The organism is Glycocaulis abyssi, assembly GCF_041429775.1.
In the GTDB taxonomy this organism is placed as follows: domain Bacteria; phylum Pseudomonadota; class Alphaproteobacteria; order Caulobacterales; family Maricaulaceae; genus Glycocaulis; species Glycocaulis abyssi.
This window is the reverse complement of sequence record NZ_CP163421.1, coordinates 406210-425169: the sequence shown is the minus strand read 5'-3', so window position 1 is coordinate 425169 and position 18960 is coordinate 406210. Positions and strand designations below refer to the sequence as shown.

Below are 18960 nucleotides of genomic sequence, written 5' to 3'. Positions count from 1 at the left end.
CAAGGCGTTGATCGCGCGCCTTTTCTCGTGTCAGCTGCGCGCCCATGAGCTTCCTGTCAGATACCACCGCCCCCGCCCATCCCGCTCTTCTCGATGCGATGGTTCGCGCCAATGAGGGGGCGCAGGCCAGCTATGGCAGTGATAGCGTCTCGGCGCGGGTGAAGGCGCAGCTCAAAGAGATATTTTCCACCGATCTGGAACTGGTGCTTACCGTGTCGGGCACGGCCTCGAACGCGCTGGCGCTGTCTGTACTGGCGCCGGGCGATACGGCGATCCTCTGCCATGACGAGGCGCATATTCACCGCGACGAGCGCGGCGCGCCCGAATTCTTCACCGGCGGGGCCAAGCTGATCGCCTTGCACGGCGACCATGCCCGCCTGACGCCTGCAACGCTGGAAGCAGCACTGGCTGAATGGCCGTCAGACTTCGTGCATACCACCCCGCCCTCGGTCTTGAGCCTGTCCAACCTGACTGAGTCCGGCACCGCCTATGACGTGGCGGCGGTGAAGGCGCTGGCAGGTCTCGCCAAGGCGCGCGGGATGCGCGTTCACATGGACGGGGCGCGCTTTGCCAATGCGCTCAGCTCTCTCAAATGCGACCCGGCAGACATTACATGGCGCGCAGGCGTTGATGTGCTCAGCCTCGGCGCGACCAAGGGCGGGGCGCTGGCGGCGGAGGCCGTGATCCTCTTCCCGTCCGTCATGGACCGCTTCGCTGCCCTGCAGGCGCGCCAGAAGCGCGCCGGGCACATGCTGCCGAAAATGCGCTTTGTCGCCGCCCAGTTCGAGGCCTGGCTGGAGAATGGGCGCTGGCTGGAACTGGCCGGTCACGCCAACGCGATGGCGGCAAAACTGGCCGAGGGCCTTTCCGCTGTTCCCGGCGCGAAACTGCTCCACCCGGTGGAAGGCAATGAGGTCTTTATCGACCTGCCGCAAGAAGCCGCGGATGCGCTGAACGCCGTCAATGCCGGCTTCTACCCCTGGCCCCATGGCGGCTATCGCTTCGTCACCAGCTGGCAGACGAAGGCAGAAGACGTGGCGCGCGTGGTGAAGGCCGCGCGGGGGTAAGATTTTTCAGCTCTCCACCCTTCGTTTTCCCGACGCAAGTCGGGACCCAGAAATGACTGGGCACCGGCTTTCGCCGGTGAAACGCATGAGTTGCGTGTTATAGGTCCCGACTTCCACTTCATAGGTCCTGGCTTCCACTTCGTCGTTCCCGCGCAGGCGGGAACCCAGAGCCATTTGCACCGACAGAGCCCTATGATCTCTGGATCCCCACCTGCGCGGGGATGACGAGGAGAGAGGATGACCGAATCACCCCTCTTGACTCTTGGCCTCAAGAACAAAATAAGAACATATGGCCCGTGCGATCCTCACCGACCTGCCCCTGAAGCGTCTCTCCACGCGCGTGGAGAGTGAGGCTGCACGTCTGGAGGAGAGGCTCGGCGCACCCTTGCAGGGCGTACACGAGATCGCCCCTGCGGCCTTTGCCGACATGGCGGCGGCGCTGGGGCTGGCGGTGGGGTTTGCGCAGACAAGGGGCCACGGAGGCTGGTTGTGGGTGCGCACGCGCCGCCAGCGCCTTGATCTCGGACGGATCAGCGCGCGCGGACTGGCGGCACTCGGCGCAGATCCCGGACGGGTAATGCTGGTGGAAACCCGCGATCACAATGCAGCCTTGCGCGCGATTGACGAGGCCGCACGCTCGCGCGCCATCGGGGCCGTCATCGCGGAGGTTGAAAGCGCCGATTTCACCTTCACCCGCCGCCTGACGCTGGCCCATGAGGCAAGCGCCACGCCCGTCATCCTCGTGCGCTCATGGCGCACCGAAGGGGCGACCGCTGCGCATAATCGCTGGCGGGTGGCGGCGGCGCCTTCTACGCCCAATGCGTTTGACCCACGCGCGCCCGGACGGCCGCGCTGGCAGGTCACGCTGGAGCGCTCGCGCGAGTTTGCGCAAAGGGCCGGAGAGACATTCCTGATGGAGATGGATGATGCGCCGCTTCGTGTGCGTCTGGTTCCCGCACTGGCCGATGGAGCGCCTGAAACGCGCCCGCACCACGCCCTGGCCGGTTGAGGACGGCGCGCCCTTCGTGCTGACGGAGACTTGCCTGCATGGCCGCACGCTGGCGGCGGTGAACGATGGCGCACGTGCGCTGGGGCTGGAGCCGGGCCTTCGCTTCACCGATGCGCGCGCCCGCGTGCCGGAGCTGGTGGCCGAAGAGATAGACCGGGAGGCGGATCATATCGCCCTGAAACGCCTCACCCTCTGGATGACGCGCTTCAGCCCTCTCACCGCCATGGACGGGCCGGACGGCATACGCCTCGACGTGACGGGCTGCGCGCACCTGTTCGGCGGGGAGGACGCCTTTCTGGCCACCATGAAGCGCGCGCTGGAAGCCTTGGGGCTTACCGCCCGCCTTGGCCTCGCCGATAGCGCAGGCGCGGCATGGGCGCTCGCCCGGTTTGGTGACAGCGCGGTGCAGATCAGCGGGCCGGGAAAGGCGCGCGAGGCGTTGACGCCCTTGCCGATAGCCGCCCTGCGGCTGGAGGCTGGAACGGTGCAGACCTTGCGCCGCTTCGGCCTGACGCGCATCGGCCAGCTCTTCGCGATTCAGCGCACCGCTCTTGCTCGCCGTTTCCGCAATCGTGAGGCCGCGCAGGACGTGCTTCTAAGGCTCGATCAGGCGCTTGGGGTCCGCCCTGAGCCGCTCATACCCCTTAAAGCGCCTGCACGCTTCACCGCGCGGATTTCCGGCCCGGAACCGCTCCTTAGCCCTGAGGGAATCGAGGATGCGCTCTCCAAGCTGCTCGCCGAACTGACGCGCCAGCTGGAAGAGGCGGGCAAGGGCGCGCGCCGCTTCATCCTGACCGGCTATCGCTCTGACGGCACGCGCACCAGCGCCAGCCTTGCCCTCTCCCGTCCGGGGCGTGATGCGGGCGCTATCGCGAAGCTCTTCGCGCCGCGTCTTGAGGCGATGGATCCGGGATTTGGCATCGATCTGATGACGCTCACCGCCCATGGCACTGGCCCGCTGGAAGCGATTGCCTCTGCCCTGCCCGATGGCGCGGCCCTGCCGGGCGCAGACCCGGCCGAGACAGCCGCGCTGGTGGACCGGCTGAATGCAAGGCTGGGCGATGATCTGGTCGCCGTTTTCACCCCGTTTGAAAGCCATATGCCGGGACGCAGCGAGGCTCTGACAGTCTTTCCCGGCGCGCTGAAACCCTGGCCTGTCACAGCCCATCGCACCGGCCCGCGCCCGCTCATCGTGCTCGACCGGCCAGAGCCGGTGGAAACAATCGCGATCCTGCCCGACGGTCCGCCTGCCCGCTTCACCTGGCGTCGGGTGACACGCAGCGTGGCGCGTGCAGACGGGCCGGAGCGGATCGGCCCGGAATGGTGGCGGGGCAGCGCGGATGGCGTGCGCGCGCGCGACTATTACCGCGTGGAGGATGAGGACGGGCATCGCTACTGGCTGATGCGCGAAGGGCTTTATGATGACCAGCGCGGCGGCACTCCGCGCTGGTATGTGTGCGGGCTGTTCCCATGAACGCGCCGCCTTATGCCGAGCTTCAGGTGACCACGAACTTCTCCTTCCTGCGCGGGGCAAGCCATGCCGCCGAACTGGTGGAGCAGGCAAAGGCGCTGGGCCTCTCTGCGATTGGCGTGGCGGACCGCAACACGCTGGCCGGTGTGGTGCGCGCCCATATCGCGGCCAAGGAACACGGGCTGAAACTGCTGGCCGGGGCGCGCCTCGACCTGGCCTGCGGGCTAAGCCTTCTCTGCTATCCCGAAACCCGCGCCGCCTATGGCCGCCTCTCTGCCCTCATCTCGCTGGGTAAGATGGAAGCCCCCAAGGGCGAATGCCATCTGACCCTTGAGGATGTGATGGAGGCGGCTGACGGCCAGTGCTTCATCGTGGTGCCGCCGGAGGAACCCGATGCCGCCTTCGAGGCGCTACTGACCAGATTGGGCGCAAGCTGGCCGGGGCGGGTATGGCTGGCTGCTGCGTGGCGATACCGCGGGCGGGACAGGGAGCGGATCGCGACGCTGGACGCGCTTGGCAGGCGCGCAGGCGTGCCGATTGTCACCGTCAATGACGTGCTCTATCACGCGCCCGAGCGCCGCCCCCTGCAGGACGTGATGAGCTGCATACGCGAGCATTGCACGATTGAAGAGGCCGGCTTCCGCCTCGAACCCCATGCCGAGCGGCACCTGAAAAGCCCAGCCGAGATGGCCCGGCTTTTTGCCGGGTTTGAAGCCGCTATCGCCCGCACGCAGCACATCGCCGCGCGCTGCAATTTCAGCCTTGATGAGTTGCGCTATGAATACCCGGACGAGCCGGTGCCGCCTGGCTCCACCCCGCAAGGTCATCTGGAATACCTCACCTGGAAAGGGGCGGAGTGGCGCTATCCGCAAGGCGTGCCGGACAAGGTGAAGGCGCTGCTGGAGAAGGAACTCGCCCTCATCGCGGAGCTGGACTACGCGGCCTATTTCCTCACCGTGCATGACATTGTGGCGTGGGCGCGCGCGCAAGGCATTCTGTGTCAGGGGCGCGGCTCTGCGGCCAATTCCGCTGTCTGCTACTGCCTTGGCATCACAAGCGTCGATCCTGCCACCAGCAGTCTCCTGTTTGAGCGCTTCCTGTCGAAGGAGCGCCGCGAACCGCCTGACATTGACGTGGATTTCGAGCACGAGCGGCGCGAGGAGGTGATGCAATATGTCTATGCCCGCTATGGCCGCCACAGGGCGGGCCTCACCGCCACCGTCATCTCCTACCGCCCGCGTTCGGCCGTACGCGAGGTGTGTAAGGCGCTGGGCCTGACCGAGGACGTGTCGGCGGCGCTCGCCGGCACGGTCTGGGGCTCTTGGGGGCGCACGATCGAGGACCAGCACATCAGAGAGGCGGGCCTCGACCCGCAAAACCCGATGATCCGCCGCGCGATCATCCTCACCCGCCAGCTGATCGGATTTCCGCGTCACCTCTCCCAGCATGTAGGCGGGTTCGTGCTGACAAAGGGCCTGCTGACCGAGACCGTCCCCATCGGCAATGCCGCGATGGAGGACCGCACCTTCATCGAGTGGGACAAGGACGATATCGATGCGCTGGGCATCATGAAGGTGGATGTGCTGGCGCTGGGCATGCTGACCTGCATCCGCAAGGCGTTTGACCTGCTGGAACAGCACAAGGGTATCCGCCACACGCTGGCCAGCATCCCGCCCGATGACACCGCCACCTATGCCATGCTGTGCCGGGCCGACAGTTTGGGCGTGTTCCAGGTGGAAAGCCGCGCGCAGATGAACATGCTGCCGCGCCTCAGGCCCCAAACCTTCTACGATCTCGTCATTCAGGTCGCCATCGTGCGCCCCGGCCCCATACAGGGCGATATGGTCCATCCATATTTGCGCCGCCGCAAAGGCATTGAGGATGTCACCTTCCCCTCGCCCGCCCCGGAGCACGGCCCGGCAGACGAGCTGGAAAGCATTCTGAAACGTACACTCGGCGTACCGCTCTTTCAGGAGCAGGCCATGCAGATCGCCATCGACGCGGCCAAGTTCACGCCCGACGAGGCCAATGGCCTGCGCCGCGCCATGGCGACCTTCCGGCGCGTGGGCACGATCCGCAATTACGAGGAGAAGATGGTGCAGGGCATGGTGCAGCGCGGCTATGCGCCGGAGTTCGCCGCGCGCTGCTTTGACCAGATCAAGGGCTTTGGCGAGTACGGCTTTCCCGAAAGCCATGCCGCCTCGTTTGCGCTGCTCGTTTATGTCTCCTCATGGATCAAATGCCACCACCCGGAGGTGTTTGCCGCCGCCCTGCTGAACGCCCAGCCCATGGGCTTCTACGCGCCCGCCCAGATCGTGCGCGATGCCAAGGAACATGGCGTGGAGGTGCGCCCCGCTGACATCAACCATTCGGCCTGGTACAACACGCTGGAACCCGCGCAAGGCAGCCAATGGCCCTTCGCGCTGCGTCTGGGTCTGCGTCAGATCGATGGGCTGAAAGAAGAGGAGATGGCCCGGCTGACGGCCCTGCGCGGTGATGGCTATGCCAGTCCGGCGGACCTCCGCGTCCGCACGCGCCTGCCGCGCGCCACGCTGGAAAAGCTCGCCAGCGCCGATGCCTTCACTTCGCTAGGGCTTTCACGGCGCGAGGCGCTGTGGGCGATACGCGGCGAGACAGTGGAGGCCCCGGCTCCGCTGCTGGCGCTTGCGGGCGATGGGACGGAGAAGACACGCACAGAGCTGCCGCAAATGCCGCTGTCTGAGCATGTCGTGCAGGACTACCAGACGCTCCGCTTGTCGCTGAAAAGTCATCCCATGGCGCTTTTAAGGGGGCTGTGGCGCGAGGAGCGCCTCGCGACAACGCAAGAGGCCTGCGCCACGCCAACGGGCCGCAGGGTGCGTACAGGCGGGCTGGTGCTGGTGCGTCAGAAACCCGGCACCGCCAAGGGCGTGCTCTTCATCACCATCGAGGACGAAACCGGCATCGCCAATCTCATCGTCTGGAAGAAGGTGGCCGAGCTTTTCCGCCCGGTCGTGATGGGCGCGCGCATCCTCGCCGTGACGGGCCGGGTGCAGACGGCTGACAATGTCACCCACATCATCGCGGAAAGGCTGGAGGACCGCTCCGGCGACCTGCTTTATTTGAGCGAGGATGCCCAGCGCGAGATGCTCGACGGCGCCATGGCCCCGGTCGATGAGGTGCGCCGCCCCGTCATGGCGCGGCGCGGCCCGCCAGCCAGAGACCGCTCACACGCCCGCCATCCGCGCGATGTACGCGTCATCCCCAAAAGCCGGGATTTTCACTAAAGGGGCCTAACGCGGAAAGCTCATGCCGGCCGGCATCTGCATGATCTGGTACCCGGCCGGAACGGTGAACAGGCTGGCATCCTGGGCGCGGCGCGCGAATTGCGTCGCCACCAGCATGGGCACATTGTCCATATCGGTAACGCGCAGGACGATATTGTCGTCTGTCATGCAGCCCAGCGCCTCGCCGCCGGGAATATCCTCGTCCTCGACGCGGTAGATCGTGCAAGGCTCTCCTGCAACCCGGTCACTGCCCACCACTTCGCCGAAGCGTTCATCGGCCAGAGGCAGGGTAACATCATCGTCCATCGGCATCTGTATGGCCATGCGCGCGCCTCCCATATCGGCAAGGACCGTCAGCATGCGATCTGCCGGGCTGGCAAGGAGGATGGCCGAGTGCCCCTGAAACTCGCCTTCCATGCGGAAATCGCCGGCGCGGTGACGCATTTCCATTTCGATTTCCTGCTCCTGGTCGTTGGAGCGGTCATGGATGCGCAACGTCATTTCAAAGTCGGACTGCGGCAGGCGCAGCTCCTGCGCGTTCGCGAGCGTCGAACTCATCAGCGCAGCGGCGCTGGCAGCGATCAGGGTTTTCATCGGCTCAATCCTCAATCATTGACAGGAAGCCCCCGCAAAAGGCGCATACGGGTCAGGTATAGCCGATCCAGACCGCCAGCATCAGAGCCAGCGCCCCGGCTATGGTCAGCTTGATCATCAGCGGAAACACGAAGCGCAGCCAGCGGTCATAGGGAATGCCGGCAAGGCCGAGTATGCCCATCAGCACCGCATTGGTCGGCACGATCATGTTGGAAAAGCCGTCGCCAAACTGGAAGGCCAGCACCGTCACCTGACGGCTCACCCCGACCAGATCACCAATGGGCGCCATGATCGGCATGGTGGCAAAAGCCTGACCACTGCCCGACGGCACAAACAGGTTCAGAAGGCTCTGCAGCAGGAACATGCCGACGGCGGAAAACTCCGCGCGAACCTGCTCAAGCGGCGTTGCCAGCGCGTTGACGATGGTGTGCAGCACCAGCCCGTCTTCCAGAATGAGCGAGATCGAGCGCGCAAAGCCGACCAGCAGCGCCGTTGCCGTCAGCTGCGCCGCCCCGGTGATGAAGCTCTCGGCGGCATCATCAAGGCGCAGACGCCCGAAAATGATGGCGGCCACGGCCAGAGCAAGGAAGATGGCTGCCAGCTCTGTCAGCCACCAGCCCTGCAGCATCACGCCCAGCACAAGGCCGACAATCGTTGCGCCGAGCGAGAGCAGGACCAGACGGCGCTGCCAGTTCATCTTCGGATAGTCTTCCGCCGGCGGCGCGACGGTCGCGGGCAGTCCGGCCATCAGGCTTTTGGACGGATCGGCCTTCACCTTGCGGGCATAGCTGTAGACGTGATGAAAACCGATGGCGAACATCGGCACGGCGATAGCAAGCCGGTACCACCAGCCCGATAGCGGCTGAAGTTCGGCAATGTCCTGCGCGACCATCACCGTGAACGGGTTCATGAACGAAATGCCGTAGCCGACGCCATAGCCGACAACCATCATCCCGACTGCCGTCATGGAATCGAGCCGCAGCGCGGCGCACAGCGCGACCAGTATGCCCACAAAGGCGATGTATTCTGCGGCCATGCCAAACGTGGCAGAGAACGTCCCAAACACGAACATGGCAGCAAAGATCAGCAGCGCCAACCGGTTACGGAAATGGTGGAGCATGCCGCCAATCGCCGCATCGATAGCGCCTGTGGAGCGCACCACGCCCAGCACGCCGCCAATCAGGAAGACAAAGAAGATGACATCAGATGCCGAAGCCATGGCGCGTGGCACCACGCTGAGCAGGTGCCAGGGCGCCAGTGTCTGCGCGTCCTCGACCACCTCATAGGTGCCGGGCACCACCATCATCCGCCCGGCTTCATTGGGCTGCATCTCGAAACTGCCGGCCGGCAGTATCCAGGTCAGCACCAGCGCCAGCGCCATCATAATGACCATCAAGACCAGCGTATGCGGTACCCGCAGCCAAGAGCGCGTGCCTGCGCCTTCCTGTCCGGTCATCGCTATCCCCTCTTATTGTCTTCGTCCGGTTGCCATTGGTGATGGGCGCGCCGCGAAGGTCAAGCGCACAACCGCGTTAAATGCAGGGGATGGACGGTCCCGGTCTGGTGAGGGCAACGCCCCCGCCAGACCGGGCCGGTATCAGTCGTTATGCACCGCCAGCAAGGGGATGCGCGCCGCGCGGAGGGCCGGGATAAACCCGCCCAGAAAGCCCACGATCATGGCCAGGATCACACCCTGCACCACCGCTTCAGGCGTTACCGCAAAGGCGAACACGATCTGGGTGAAGCCCGAACCGAGCGTGGAGGCGCTGACCCCGTCAAACAGGATCCAGGTCGCCACCGCGCCGACCAGCCCGCCGAAGAAGGCCAGAACGATTGCTTCAACCATGGCGGCGATGAAGGCCGGGAAGCCGCCAAAGCCAATGGCTCTCAGGGTCGCCAGTTCTCGCGTACGGGCATCGACCGAGGCGTACATCGCGTTCCAGGCACCTGCCAGAGCGCCGATCGCCATGGCAATGGCCAGAGGCCAGCCCAGGAACATGATGAGATTGGTCGTGCCCCCCGCCGAGCGGGCGAAATAGGCCCGCTCAGACAACACTTCGAGATTGAGCCGGGGCTCGTTCTCGACATATTCGCGCAAGACTTCGATGGCGTCCGGCGAGGTCAGCCGGGCGCGTACGGTCTGCACGCTGGAACCGCGCTGATAGAGATTCTGCACCACGCCGAGATCGGTCCAGATTTCGGAATCGAACACCGATCCGCCAGTGGAGAACACGCCCACTATCGTCCAGTTATTATTACCGAGCCGGACACTGTCGCCGAGCGCAAAGCCCTCAAACTCGCGTGGCACGCTTTCGCCAACCACCAGCTCAGCCGAGCCGGGCTGGAACATGCGGCCTTCGACCAGGTCAAATTGCGGGCGCATATCCGGGCCATGCAGGCCCAGCCCGCGCAAGGCAAGATTGGCCGGGGTCTGGCTGGCGCGCCTGATCCCGTCAGCAACGACATAGAGCTCCGACGAGATCAGCGGTTCGCCTCCAGGGCTGGCTGCGATGCCCGGCGCAACTTCGAGAAGGCGCACCTCGTCACGGCTTATATTGGAGTTCATCTCCGCCATCGCTCCGCCGCGCAGCATGATGGCCACATCGTCAGAGCCTGCCCCGTCCACCGTTGCGCGAAAACCGCTAGCCATGGCCATGAAGCCGAGCAGCACACCCACCACCAGAGCGATGGAGAGCACCGTGGCCAGCGACATGCCCCAGCGCTGGGGGATGGAACGCAGATTGAGAAGCGTCACCGCTGTTGTTTGCTTTAACATGACATCTCTCCTCAGATCTTGCCGAGCGCTTCGGAAATACGCACCCGCATGGCATTCCAGGCCGGCAGCATGCCGGTAATGAGGCCAAGGGCCACCATGAAGGCAATCGCCGTCAGCGCGTTCGTCCAGCTAAGGCCGAAGCTGGGCAGGAAGCCCGCCAGCGCCGCACTTGCGCCCTGGGCCGCCAGAGCCGCCAGCCCCAGACCGATAAGCCCGCCGATAAAACTGAGCAGCAGGGCTTCCCAGAGCACCATGCGGAAAATGCGCGGCGCGGTGAAGCCGAGCGTTTTCAGGACGGCAATCTCGCGTGTGCGCTCATTGACGGCCATCACCATGGTGGTTCCGACAATCATCAGAATGGTCGCGAACGCCGCCCCGATAACCCAGCTCAGGATGAGGCCGATATTGCCGAACTGCTCCATGAAGGCGGCGTTGAAGGCCGCTTCCGTGGTGGTGGAGGTTTCAGCCGGAGAGTTGGCGAACAGCTCGTCGATTTCCCGGCTGATCCGGTCATTCTGGCCGGGATCTTCGGTGGTGATGGCAATCCAGTGGAAGCTGTCGCGGCCAAAGGCCAGGCTCTCATTGAAATACTCGTAATGGAGCATGAGATAGTTGGTCGGATACGTGCCATCGGCATCATCGAAGATGGCGCAGATATCCAGTTCCCAGGCCTGACTGCCATCCTGCTGTTGCCAGATATTGGACATGAGCGGGATGCGCTCACCCACTGACCAGCCATATTGGGTGGCCAGTGCCTGACCGACCGCAGCGCACGTGCGCCCTTCAATGAAGGCGGTACGCTGATCGTCCTGGAACACCAATTCGGGATAGGCTTCGATATAGCTTTCCGGATCAACTGCGAAGCTCTGCACGAAGTTCTGCGGCTCCTGATAATACCCGCCAAACCAGCTGGCCGGGGCGACCGTGCGCACGCCCTCCACCTGCTGGATACGGCCCCAATAGGCATAAGGCAGGGCGACGGTGAAATTGATCCGGTTGACCGTCACCAGCCGGTCCTGTGCCGCACCCTCCGTACCCATGGAGAACGCGTTCTGCATGGCACCCAGCATGCCGTAGATCAGGAAGGCGATAAGGATCGAGATCGTGAGAAGAACGGCCCGCAACCGCTTGCGGAACAGGTTCTTGCGGATAAGGGTTGCGTCATTCATCAGGCTTTCCCCTTCTCCTCGAAGCGGCCCTTGTTCAGGTGCAGCTCACGCGCGGCATAGCTCGCCGCTTCCGGGTCGTGCGTGACCATGATGATGGTCTTGCCAAGCTCCTTGTTGAGCAGCTGGAGCGTCTGCAGGATTTCATCGGCCGTGGTGCGGTCCAGATCACCCGTCGGCTCGTCAGCCAGCAGGACTTTCGGGTCAGCCACGATGGCGCGGGCGATGGCCACGCGCTGCTGCTGACCACCGGAAAGCTGGCCGGGACGGTGACCCGCCCGTTCCACCATGCCGACGATATCGAGCGCGGTTTTCACCCGTTCTTTACGCGCCTTGCCCGACAGGTTCGTCAGCAGCAGGGGCAGTTCCACATTCTGCGCGGCGGTAAGCGTCGGCATCAGATTGTAGAACTGGAAGATGAAGCCGGCATTCTTGGCGCGCCATTTGGCAAGGCGGCCCTGGCTGAGATTATCAATGCGCTGACCCTCGAACAGGACCTCGCCAGAGCTTGGCTTGTCGATCCCGCCCAGCAGATTAAGGAGGGTCGTCTTGCCCGAACCCGACGGCCCCATGATGGCGATGAAATCGCCCTGCGAGATCGTCATGTCGAGCCCGTCAAAGATCGCGACGCTCTCCTTGCCGCGCGTATAGCGCTTGGAGAGGCCCTTGAGTTCGTAAAGTCCCGATGCGTCTGCCATGATGTCCTGTCCCTTGAAAATTCAGTCCCGGCCGGAGGCCGTCATCACTCGATAAAGGTCACGCGGGCGGCCATGTCCGGCAGGACGCGGGCGTCGCGCTCATTAAGGGCCACACGCACCTTGATGGTCGCGCGGCTGCGGTCTGCAGTGGGTATTATCGCCTCTACGCGGGCGGGTATGCGCCAGTCCGGGTAGGCATCCAGCACCGCCTCGACACGCTGGCCGGGCGACACGCGCTGGATCTGGCCCTCATTCACATCGACCTCGATCTCCAGCGAGGCCATGTCCACCAGCGTCGCGACACCGGTACGGGTGAACCCGCCCCCGGCAGAGCCGGGAAAGAGTATCTCGCCAACTTGCGCATTCTTCGCGATCACGACGCCGGCAAACGGTGCGCGCACGATATGGCGGGCAATCAGGTCCACCTGGCTGGTCCGGCGCACGCGCGCGCTGTCCAGCTCGGCGCGCGCAGCGCGTAGCTGCGCCTCAAGGCTCGATTGCTGGGCCTGCGCCGCGGTCAGTGCCGCTTCGGAGGCAATCTCGCGCTCAAACAGGCTGGACGCCCGGCCCGTCACCGTGCGCGCCTCGCGCGCCTGAAACTCCAGAGAGCGCACACGCGCCTCGGCGGCGGCAATCTGGGAATCGATCAGCTCCAGATCGAGCTGCGCGCGTGTATCGTCCAGCCGGGCCAGCACTTCACCCGCCTCAACCTCGGTGCCTTCTTCCACCAGCACTTCGGCGATCCGCCCGGTAATCTCGGCAGACACCGTCGCCTGACGGCGCGCCACCACATAGCCCGAAGCGACAAGACCCGATGCACGCGGTGCACGCGGCGCCGGAGCAGCCGCTGTCTCGCCCGGCGCACTTGCCGCATTGTCCGCTGGTGCAGGCTGCGAGCTGGCAGCTGTCTGCTGTGCAGGCGCGTCCTGGCCGCCATCATTACCGGTGAGGAACCATACCGCGCCTGCGGCCAGCGCCGCCGCTACCAGCATGGCACCGATCAGCATGACCGGCGAAACGCCGCCCCCGCGGCGCTCATCTTCACGGTCAATACTCAGGGACCGCAATTTGTCCCGGCGATCATCATTCATCTGTGCTGTCCCCTGCCCGTCCGGCGCCCTGATGCGCCACGCTGGCACAAGGGGTAGAAGTTCCGCCACCGGCTGTAAAGCACCCTTTACGATACATTTTTGTAATGTTCCGGTTGATCCCATATTGTCAAATTACTTTGCTTTGCAAAGTTTATGGAGTCAACAGGTGAAGATGCAGGGTGGCCGGGAGCGTGGTGACAGGGTGGCCGGAGATATGGTGACATTGTAGCCGGTGCCGTGGTGAGGTGGCGGCGTGGTGTGCGGCGCGCGATGGCACGGTGACACTGTGGCCCATGCTGGCGTGGTGTGCGCGAGCAATGCGGATCAGGCGGTCTGGTCACCCGTCCGTTGCCGCACCTCTCCTGTCATTACCGGGCACCGCGTCATTGGTTCTCCCCCGGAAGGGCTGCATCAGCATGCGGTCGAGCCACAGATCACGCGGCGTCCGGAACTGGCCGATGCCGATGGTCATCGCGTCATGTCCGGCTTCGGGTTGTGCGCGGTAGGTGCCAAACAGCCTGTCCCACCAGGGCAGGTTGAAACCGTAATTGCTGTCGGTCTCATGGCGCAGGACCGAATGATGGACACGGTGCATATCGGGCGTGACCACTATGAGGCGCAGCACCCGATCAAGGCCCAGCGGCAGGCGGATATTGGAGTGGTTGAACATGGAGGTGGCGTTCAGCAGCACCTCGAACACCAGGACAGCCAGAGCCGGTGCGCCGAGCAGCGCTACCAGCGCCAGCTTGATAAGCATGGACACGACGATCTCGCCGGGGTGAAAGCGCAGGCCCGTGGTGGCGTCAAACTCCAGATCCGCGTGGTGCATACGGTGAAAGCGCCAAAGAAGCGGCACTTTGTGGAACATCACGTGCTGGCCATAGATCGCCAGATCCAGCAGCAGGACTGATAATGGAAGGGACAGCCAGAGCGGCGCGCCCAGAAGATTGAACAGGCCCCAGCCCGCCCCTTCAGCCCATAGGGCAAACGCCACCGCCAGCATCGGAAAGGCAAGGCGCAAAATCGCCGTGTCCAGCACGACCAGCGCCAGATTATTGCTCCAGCGGACAAGGCGTGGAATCTCGCGCCGGCGGCGCGGCGCGGCCAGCTCCCACACCATCATCACGCCCAGCACACCGCCGAACGCGGCGAGGCGCAGCACAGGCTCGGCGGCAAGAATGGTCTCGGGCATGAACAGACCCGGCAGGCTGGAATAGATGGGACAAACGCGGCGCGCCCATCCAATACCGGATCAGGCACCCATGTCGCCACACATTATGCCTGCTATGCCAGGACGATCAGGCTGCGCGTACGGCGGCGAGGAAGTCTCTCACCCTGGCCGCGAGCCCGTCCGCCTCTTCGCGCAGGCGGTCAGACGTCTCGCTGACCGACCCGGCCTGGCCCAGAGTCTCTCCTGACGATTGCGTGACCGACTCAATATTCGCCGCCACACGGCGGGTCTCGCCAGCGGCGTTCTGAGCAGAGCTGGCAATCTCGCCGGCGGCCTGGCGCTACTGACTTACAGCCGCGGAAATGGCCGCTGAGACGGACGACATCTCATCAATGACAGTGCGCATCTCGCGAACCGCCTCGCCTACCGCACCGGTAGCCGCTTGAATCTGGGCAATCTGCTGGACGCCACGCCGAAGAAGGGCGTGCAGATCCTGCTCAATACCCGCGACCATCCGTGGACGGCGAGCGGCTTCAAGACACAGTTCGGCAAAGCCAAGGAGAAGGCGAAGATCAGCGGCAAACGCTTTCACGATCTGCGCGGCACGGCGGCCACCACGCTCTGCCTGGCCGGGCTTGATGACCGGGAGGTGGCAGAAATTCTCGGCTGGAGCGAAAAGCGGGTGGCCGACATGCGCCGGCGTTATGTCAGCCGGGAGGCCATCATCCTGTCCGGCGTCGAGCGTCTGAACCGCGCCAAAGCGGAACAGGCGGGCAACACATAGCGCCGCCGCTGTAAACCGGCCCTGTGAGAAATGAGCTAAGTAATGGCGCGCCCGAAGAGATTCGAACTCCTGACCCCCAGATTCGTAGTCTGGTGCTCTATCCAGCTGAGCTACGGGCGCGCTGTCCTGACCGGCGAGGAAAAGCCCTCTCGTCAAGGCGCGCGAAACTAGCCGCGAGGTGCAGCCTTGGCAAGCGTCTGCTCCGTGAAAATGGCAGAGCCTTTATGCAGGGCCCGCAGCCTTCCCGTTTCAGGCTTGAGCAAGGCGCGGCGCGGGCTGCGCGGCCTCTTCAAAAAACAGCGCCTGGGAGATGGCCGCCTTCACGGCATTGGGCAGGAAGGGCTTGGTTATCAGGAAGGCCGGTTCGGGCCGCTCCCCCGTCAGCAGGCGTTCAGGATAGGCTGTGATGAAGATCACCGGCACCGACAGGCTGGCGAGAATATCATTGGCCGCATCAATGCCCGAGGAATTATCGGCCAGCTGGATATCGGCCAGCACGAGGCCGGGCTGATGGCGGGCCGCTTCGGCAATCGCTTCAGACCGGGTTGTGGCGATGGCACATACCTCATGGCCCAGATCACCCACAATTGCTTCGATATCGGCGGCAATGACCGGTTCGTCCTCGATGATGAGCACACGCGTTTTCAAGGCGAGCTCGATATCGCCGTGCGCGCGGGCGACAAGGCTTTCCACCTCGGCCTCGGGCAGGGCCAGCACCTGGCCAGCCTCCTGCGGTGTGAACCCTTCCATCGCCGTCAGCAGCAGGGCCTGACGGCTGCGCGCTTCCAGCCGCTGCAGGCGCGAATCCGGTCCGCGCTGCGCGTCTGCTCCAACCATGTCCGCCTCTGGCGACGCATCGTGGAAGACCCGGAACAGCGCAATGCGCGGTGCCAGAGCGGTATTGAGCGTCACCTCGCCAGCCACCGCCTTTTCGAGGGCGAGCTGGACCAGCTTATCTCCGCGCTGCTGCTCGCCTGCCAGAGCGCGCGCATAGCGGCGCAGATAGGGCAGATGGGCGAAAACACCATCGATCTTCATCAGTCCCGTCCTTTTTCCACGCACTACCCGCCCGTGTGACAGGGCGCACGAGTACCCGAATACGCGCACGCACGGGCTCCGGTTCCGGCGGGATACAGCTGCCGGACATGCCGAATGCAGGGAACCGCATGATTTCGTGATGCGTTGGACATCTGAGCTAACGCAGCAAAGACCCGTTTCAACACGAATGCATGGATGCCGATCCGATGTCCCAGAATGCGAAGGACGACATGCCAGACCGTCAGCACAACAGGCCGGACCGGGCCGAGGCGGGTCAAAGCGCGCGCCGCCGTGTGCTCGGCGACCAGCTGCGCGCCTATTACGACTCGGTGACCAGCGAGCCGGTGCCGGACACGCTGACCGATCTGATGGCCGAGCTGGCGCGCAAATCCGCAGACCGGAAGGACGCCGCCAGCGGACCTCAAACCAATCCTGCCGAGGGCGGCGATAGCGGACGGGACGGGTAATGAGCGCGCATGATGACGCGGCCGTCACGGCCGCTTTCCAGCAGGAGCTGACCGATGCCATTCCGCACCTGCGCGCGTTTGCACGCTCGCTGTGCGGTAATCCGTCCGAAGCTGATGATCTGGTTCAGGAAACCCTGATCAAGGCGTGGACCCACCGCGAGCGCTTCGAGGATGGTTCGTCCATGCGCGCCTGGACCTTCCGCATATTGCGCAATCATTTCTATTCGGAACGCCGCCGGGCCTGGCGCAAGCAGGAACAGGGCGGCGAAATCCACGAAAACGCCGCTGTGACCAATGAGCGCCAGAGCTGGGCGCTGCAGCTGGACGATGTCCGCCGGGCCCTGCTGGATATCCCTGATGAGCAGCGCGAGGCACTGGTACTCGTCGGCGCGGGGGGATTGAGCTATGAGGAAGCAGCCGGGATATGCGGCTGTGCGGTCGGCACGGTGAAAAGCCGGGTCAGCCGCGCGCGGGCCGCTCTGGAAAAGCGCATGAGCACCGGGGTCTGCCTGAAAGCGTCTCCGGGCGGGGCAGCGAAAGCGGCGGAGGATATTGTTGACCACATCCGCAACGCCAGCGCCGAACGGCTCACCGGCTGACGATGAAAGCTCAGGCTTGAGGAGCCGATCGCGCTGGCGCGCCGGCCTGCGGGTGCGGATGCTGGCCGTCATCGTGCTGGCCCTCATCCCCATACTGACGCTCAGCGGCCTTTACACCCAGTCGCGCTTTGAAACCGCCCGCGACAACCAGCGCGAATTGCTGGCGGCACGCGCGCAGATCACCGCCCAGAGCCAGCGTCAGCTGATTATGGGCGCAGGCAGCATGATGAGTGCACTGGCCCGGCAGGCACCGGTGCGGCTGGGCGGCGCGCTATGCGCACGCGCCCTGGCACAGGCACTGGCCGACCAGACGGCCTATTCCAATCTGGTGCGGGTCAATGCGCGCGGCGTGGTGGCCTGCTCGGCAGAACCCCTTGATGATGCTGTCCGGTTTGACGAAGCGCGCTGGTTTGCCGAGGCACGCGATAGCGGCCAGTTCATCGTCGGCGCGCTGGAGATCGATCCGATCACCAGCCAGGCGGTCATCCGCGCGGTCAGCCCGGTTTTCGATCCCGAAGGCGATTTTGCCGGCGCGCTGGCGACCGGCATCCGCCTGAGTGCTCTGGAGGATCTGGGCCGCGAGAGAGCCGGCGAAGCGCGCTCCGCCCTTGTCGACCGCGAAGGGCGTGTACTCACGCAAAGCCGCGATATGGGACTGGCGCGCGTCGATGCCGCGCTGATGGCCGAGGCAGCACAGGCCGGCAGCGCTCGCTTTACCGGCACAGGACCCGATGGCGCGCCGCGCCAGTTCGTGCTGGTCCCCCTGTTATCGACAGAGCTCTACGCGCTGCTGGCCGAAAGCGCGCCGGAATTTCTTGAATTTGCTCTGGTGGATATCACCGGCACCATTGTGTTGCCGGTTCTCATGCTGGTGCTGGCGGGCGCGGTTATCTGGATCGCCACCGATGTGATGATATTGCGCTGGCTGCGCTATCTGCAGCGTGTGGCCGCCGCCTATGGAAAAGGCCGTTATTCGGTGCGTCCCCACCGCGCCCGGCGCGCGCCGGGCGAATTGCGCGAACTGGCAGCCGGTTTTGACACCATGGCCCGCTCGATTGCCGAGCGCGACGAAGCCCTCACCCGCAGCCTTGCCTATCAGGAAATGCTGCTCAAAGAGGTGCATCACCGGGTGAAGAACAATCTGCAAATCATTACCAGCCTTATCAATCTGCAGATGCGAAGCGTCGATGACCCCAAAGCGGCCAAGGTGCTCGGCGATGCGCAATCGCGTATCAATGCGCTCGCCCTGGTCCATCGCAGCCTCTATGAGGCGGGCGATTTTGCGAAGATCAACTTGAAGCCCTTCTTTGAAGAGCTGTGCACACTCACCCATGCGGCCGTGGGCGGCGAGGAGCGCACGCTCGATCTGGTGACGCAGATCGCCCCGGCACATCTGGGCGCCGAGCGGTGCATTCCGCTGGCCCTGTTTGTCACCGAGGCGATGACCAATGCCTACAAGCACGCGTTTGAGGGGCGTGATAGCGGGACGCTGACCGTTTCGGTGCAAATGGATGACGAAGCGCGCAATCTGACCGCCAGCGTGACCGATAATGGCGTAGGCGCAGCCGGGTCGCCAGAGCCGGGCCGCAGAGGCGTTGGCGGGGCGCTGTTTGATGCCTTCGCGCGCCAGCTTGGCGGCAAGGCCGAAGCAGGCACAGGCCCCGATGGCGGACATGGCGTGTCCATTATATTCCCGCTACTGGACGATGAAGGCCCCGCCGAAGCGTGACACCTGTCTGGCGCGGGTGCGCGATTGGCATTAT

At 64.4% G+C, this 18960-nt stretch carries 17 protein-coding genes and 1 tRNA gene; 8 read left to right on the top strand and 10 right to left on the bottom strand.

Translation table 11 applies throughout. The features are described 5' to 3' along the window. Positions 1-44: 44 nt before the first annotated feature. The 4 genes from AB6B38_RS02165 to AB6B38_RS02150 all read left to right on the top strand — a co-directional run bounded on the left by AB6B38_RS02165 (position 45) and on the right by AB6B38_RS02150 (position 6813). Positions 45-1067 (top strand): low specificity L-threonine aldolase, encoded by a 1023-nt coding sequence (locus AB6B38_RS02165; protein ID WP_371394043.1) that lies wholly within the window; start codon positions 45-47, stop codon positions 1065-1067. A 289-nt stretch (positions 1068-1356) separates the two neighbouring features. Then, positions 1357-2076: an ImuA family protein gene (locus AB6B38_RS02160; RefSeq protein ID WP_371394042.1), complete on the top strand. Its 720-nt coding sequence runs from the start codon at positions 1357-1359 to the stop codon at positions 2074-2076. Further along, complete coding sequence (locus AB6B38_RS02155) at positions 1991-3550, top strand: DNA polymerase Y family protein (protein WP_371394041.1); 1560 nt, start codon at positions 1991-1993, stop codon at positions 3548-3550. The genes AB6B38_RS02160 and AB6B38_RS02155 overlap by 86 nt, the downstream gene beginning before the upstream one ends. After that, positions 3547-6813, top strand: coding sequence for an error-prone DNA polymerase (locus AB6B38_RS02150; RefSeq protein WP_371394040.1), 3267 nt, complete (start codon positions 3547-3549; stop codon positions 6811-6813). Before AB6B38_RS02155 ends, AB6B38_RS02150 begins: the two co-directional genes overlap by 4 nt. 6 nt (positions 6814-6819) lie before the next feature. Here the strand turns inward: AB6B38_RS02150 and AB6B38_RS02145 are convergent, their stop codons facing one another. From AB6B38_RS02145 to AB6B38_RS02110, 8 genes are all read right to left on the bottom strand, one after another. Beyond that, entirely contained in the window at positions 6820-7407 is a 588-nt protein-coding gene (locus AB6B38_RS02145) for a hypothetical protein (RefSeq protein WP_371394039.1), read from the bottom strand. Positions 7408-7459: 52 nt separating this feature from the next. Further along, a complete protein-coding gene (locus AB6B38_RS02140; RefSeq protein WP_371394038.1) occupies positions 7460-8863 on the bottom strand; it encodes a YfcC family protein in 1404 nt (467 codons plus the stop codon). A gap of 141 nt (positions 8864-9004) precedes the next feature. Next, on the bottom strand, positions 9005-10183 hold the full coding sequence (locus tag AB6B38_RS02135; protein WP_371394037.1) for an ABC transporter permease: 1179 nt from the start codon (positions 10181-10183) through the stop codon (positions 9005-9007). An 11-nt stretch (positions 10184-10194) separates the two neighbouring features. Continuing rightward, entirely contained in the window at positions 10195-11352 is a 1158-nt protein-coding gene (locus AB6B38_RS02130; protein WP_371394036.1) for an ABC transporter permease, read from the bottom strand. Next, positions 11352-12047, bottom strand: a complete 696-nt coding sequence (locus AB6B38_RS02125) for an ABC transporter ATP-binding protein (RefSeq protein ID WP_371394034.1) — start codon at positions 12045-12047, stop codon at positions 11352-11354. Before AB6B38_RS02125 ends, AB6B38_RS02130 begins: the two co-directional genes overlap by 1 nt. Before the next feature lie 44 nt (positions 12048-12091). Then, positions 12092-13138, bottom strand: coding sequence for an efflux RND transporter periplasmic adaptor subunit (locus tag AB6B38_RS02120; RefSeq protein ID WP_371394032.1), 1047 nt, complete (start codon positions 13136-13138; stop codon positions 12092-12094). A gap of 337 nt (positions 13139-13475) precedes the next feature. Further along, on the bottom strand, positions 13476-14330 hold the full coding sequence (locus AB6B38_RS02115) for a sterol desaturase family protein (protein ID WP_371394031.1): 855 nt from the start codon (positions 14328-14330) through the stop codon (positions 13476-13478). Positions 14331-14436: 106 nt separating this feature from the next. Continuing rightward, positions 14437-14589 (bottom strand): hypothetical protein, encoded by a 153-nt coding sequence (locus AB6B38_RS02110; protein ID WP_371394030.1) that lies wholly within the window; start codon positions 14587-14589, stop codon positions 14437-14439. A 162-nt stretch (positions 14590-14751) separates the two neighbouring features. On the opposite strand from AB6B38_RS02110, the gene AB6B38_RS02105 reads away from it, so the two are divergent. Beyond that, the gene (locus AB6B38_RS02105) at positions 14752-15093 is read left to right on the top strand and encodes a tyrosine-type recombinase/integrase (RefSeq protein ID WP_371394029.1); all 342 of its coding nucleotides are present in this window, start codon (positions 14752-14754) and stop codon (positions 15091-15093) included. A 43-nt stretch (positions 15094-15136) separates the two neighbouring features. On the opposite strand, the gene AB6B38_RS02100 is transcribed toward AB6B38_RS02105, so the two are convergent. Then, positions 15137-15213: transfer RNA gene (locus AB6B38_RS02100), tRNA-Arg, on the bottom strand. Between the two features lie 129 nt (positions 15214-15342). Continuing rightward, positions 15343-16131, bottom strand: a complete 789-nt coding sequence (locus AB6B38_RS02095) for a response regulator (RefSeq protein ID WP_371394028.1) — start codon at positions 16129-16131, stop codon at positions 15343-15345. Positions 16132-16337: 206 nt separating this feature from the next. Between AB6B38_RS02095 and AB6B38_RS02090 the strand changes: the two genes are divergently transcribed. The 3 genes from AB6B38_RS02090 to AB6B38_RS02080 are packed head-to-tail and all read left to right on the top strand — an operon-like array spanning position 16338 to position 18926. Next, complete coding sequence (locus tag AB6B38_RS02090) at positions 16338-16598, top strand: NepR family anti-sigma factor (protein WP_371394026.1); 261 nt, start codon at positions 16338-16340, stop codon at positions 16596-16598. After that, the gene (locus AB6B38_RS02085; protein WP_371394025.1) at positions 16598-17197 is read left to right on the top strand and encodes a sigma-70 family RNA polymerase sigma factor; all 600 of its coding nucleotides are present in this window, start codon (positions 16598-16600) and stop codon (positions 17195-17197) included. Before AB6B38_RS02090 ends, AB6B38_RS02085 begins: the two co-directional genes overlap by 1 nt. Then, positions 17154-18926, top strand: a complete 1773-nt coding sequence (locus tag AB6B38_RS02080) for a sensor histidine kinase (RefSeq protein ID WP_371394023.1) — start codon at positions 17154-17156, stop codon at positions 18924-18926. Before AB6B38_RS02085 ends, AB6B38_RS02080 begins: the two co-directional genes overlap by 44 nt. Positions 18927-18960: the final 34 nt, after the last annotated feature.

Coding starts and splice junctions, on each gene's coding strand:
- AB6B38_RS02115 (WP_371394031.1), bottom strand. CDS start 14,330: ATGCCCGAGACCATTCTTGCCGCCGAGCCTGTGCTGCGCCTCGCCGCG.
- AB6B38_RS02140 (WP_371394038.1), bottom strand. CDS start 8,863: ATGACCGGACAGGAAGGCGCAGGCACGCGCTCTTGGCTGCGGGTACCG.
- AB6B38_RS02165 (WP_371394043.1), top strand. CDS start 45: ATGAGCTTCCTGTCAGATACCACCGCCCCCGCCCATCCCGCTCTTCTC.
- AB6B38_RS02160 (WP_371394042.1), top strand. CDS start 1,357: ATGGCCCGTGCGATCCTCACCGACCTGCCCCTGAAGCGTCTCTCCACG.
- AB6B38_RS02090 (WP_371394026.1), top strand. CDS start 16,338: ATGTCCCAGAATGCGAAGGACGACATGCCAGACCGTCAGCACAACAGG.
- AB6B38_RS02135 (WP_371394037.1), bottom strand. CDS start 10,183: ATGTTAAAGCAAACAACAGCGGTGACGCTTCTCAATCTGCGTTCCATC.
- AB6B38_RS02120 (WP_371394032.1), bottom strand. CDS start 13,138: ATGAATGATGATCGCCGGGACAAATTGCGGTCCCTGAGTATTGACCGT.
- AB6B38_RS02150 (WP_371394040.1), top strand. CDS start 3,547: ATGAACGCGCCGCCTTATGCCGAGCTTCAGGTGACCACGAACTTCTCC.
- AB6B38_RS02085 (WP_371394025.1), top strand. CDS start 16,598: ATGAGCGCGCATGATGACGCGGCCGTCACGGCCGCTTTCCAGCAGGAG.
- AB6B38_RS02145 (WP_371394039.1), bottom strand. CDS start 7,407: ATGAAAACCCTGATCGCTGCCAGCGCCGCTGCGCTGATGAGTTCGACG.
- AB6B38_RS02155 (WP_371394041.1), top strand. CDS start 1,991: ATGATGCGCCGCTTCGTGTGCGTCTGGTTCCCGCACTGGCCGATGGAG.
- AB6B38_RS02125 (WP_371394034.1), bottom strand. CDS start 12,047: ATGGCAGACGCATCGGGACTTTACGAACTCAAGGGCCTCTCCAAGCGC.
- AB6B38_RS02095 (WP_371394028.1), bottom strand. CDS start 16,131: ATGAAGATCGATGGTGTTTTCGCCCATCTGCCCTATCTGCGCCGCTAT.
- AB6B38_RS02130 (WP_371394036.1), bottom strand. CDS start 11,352: ATGAATGACGCAACCCTTATCCGCAAGAACCTGTTCCGCAAGCGGTTG.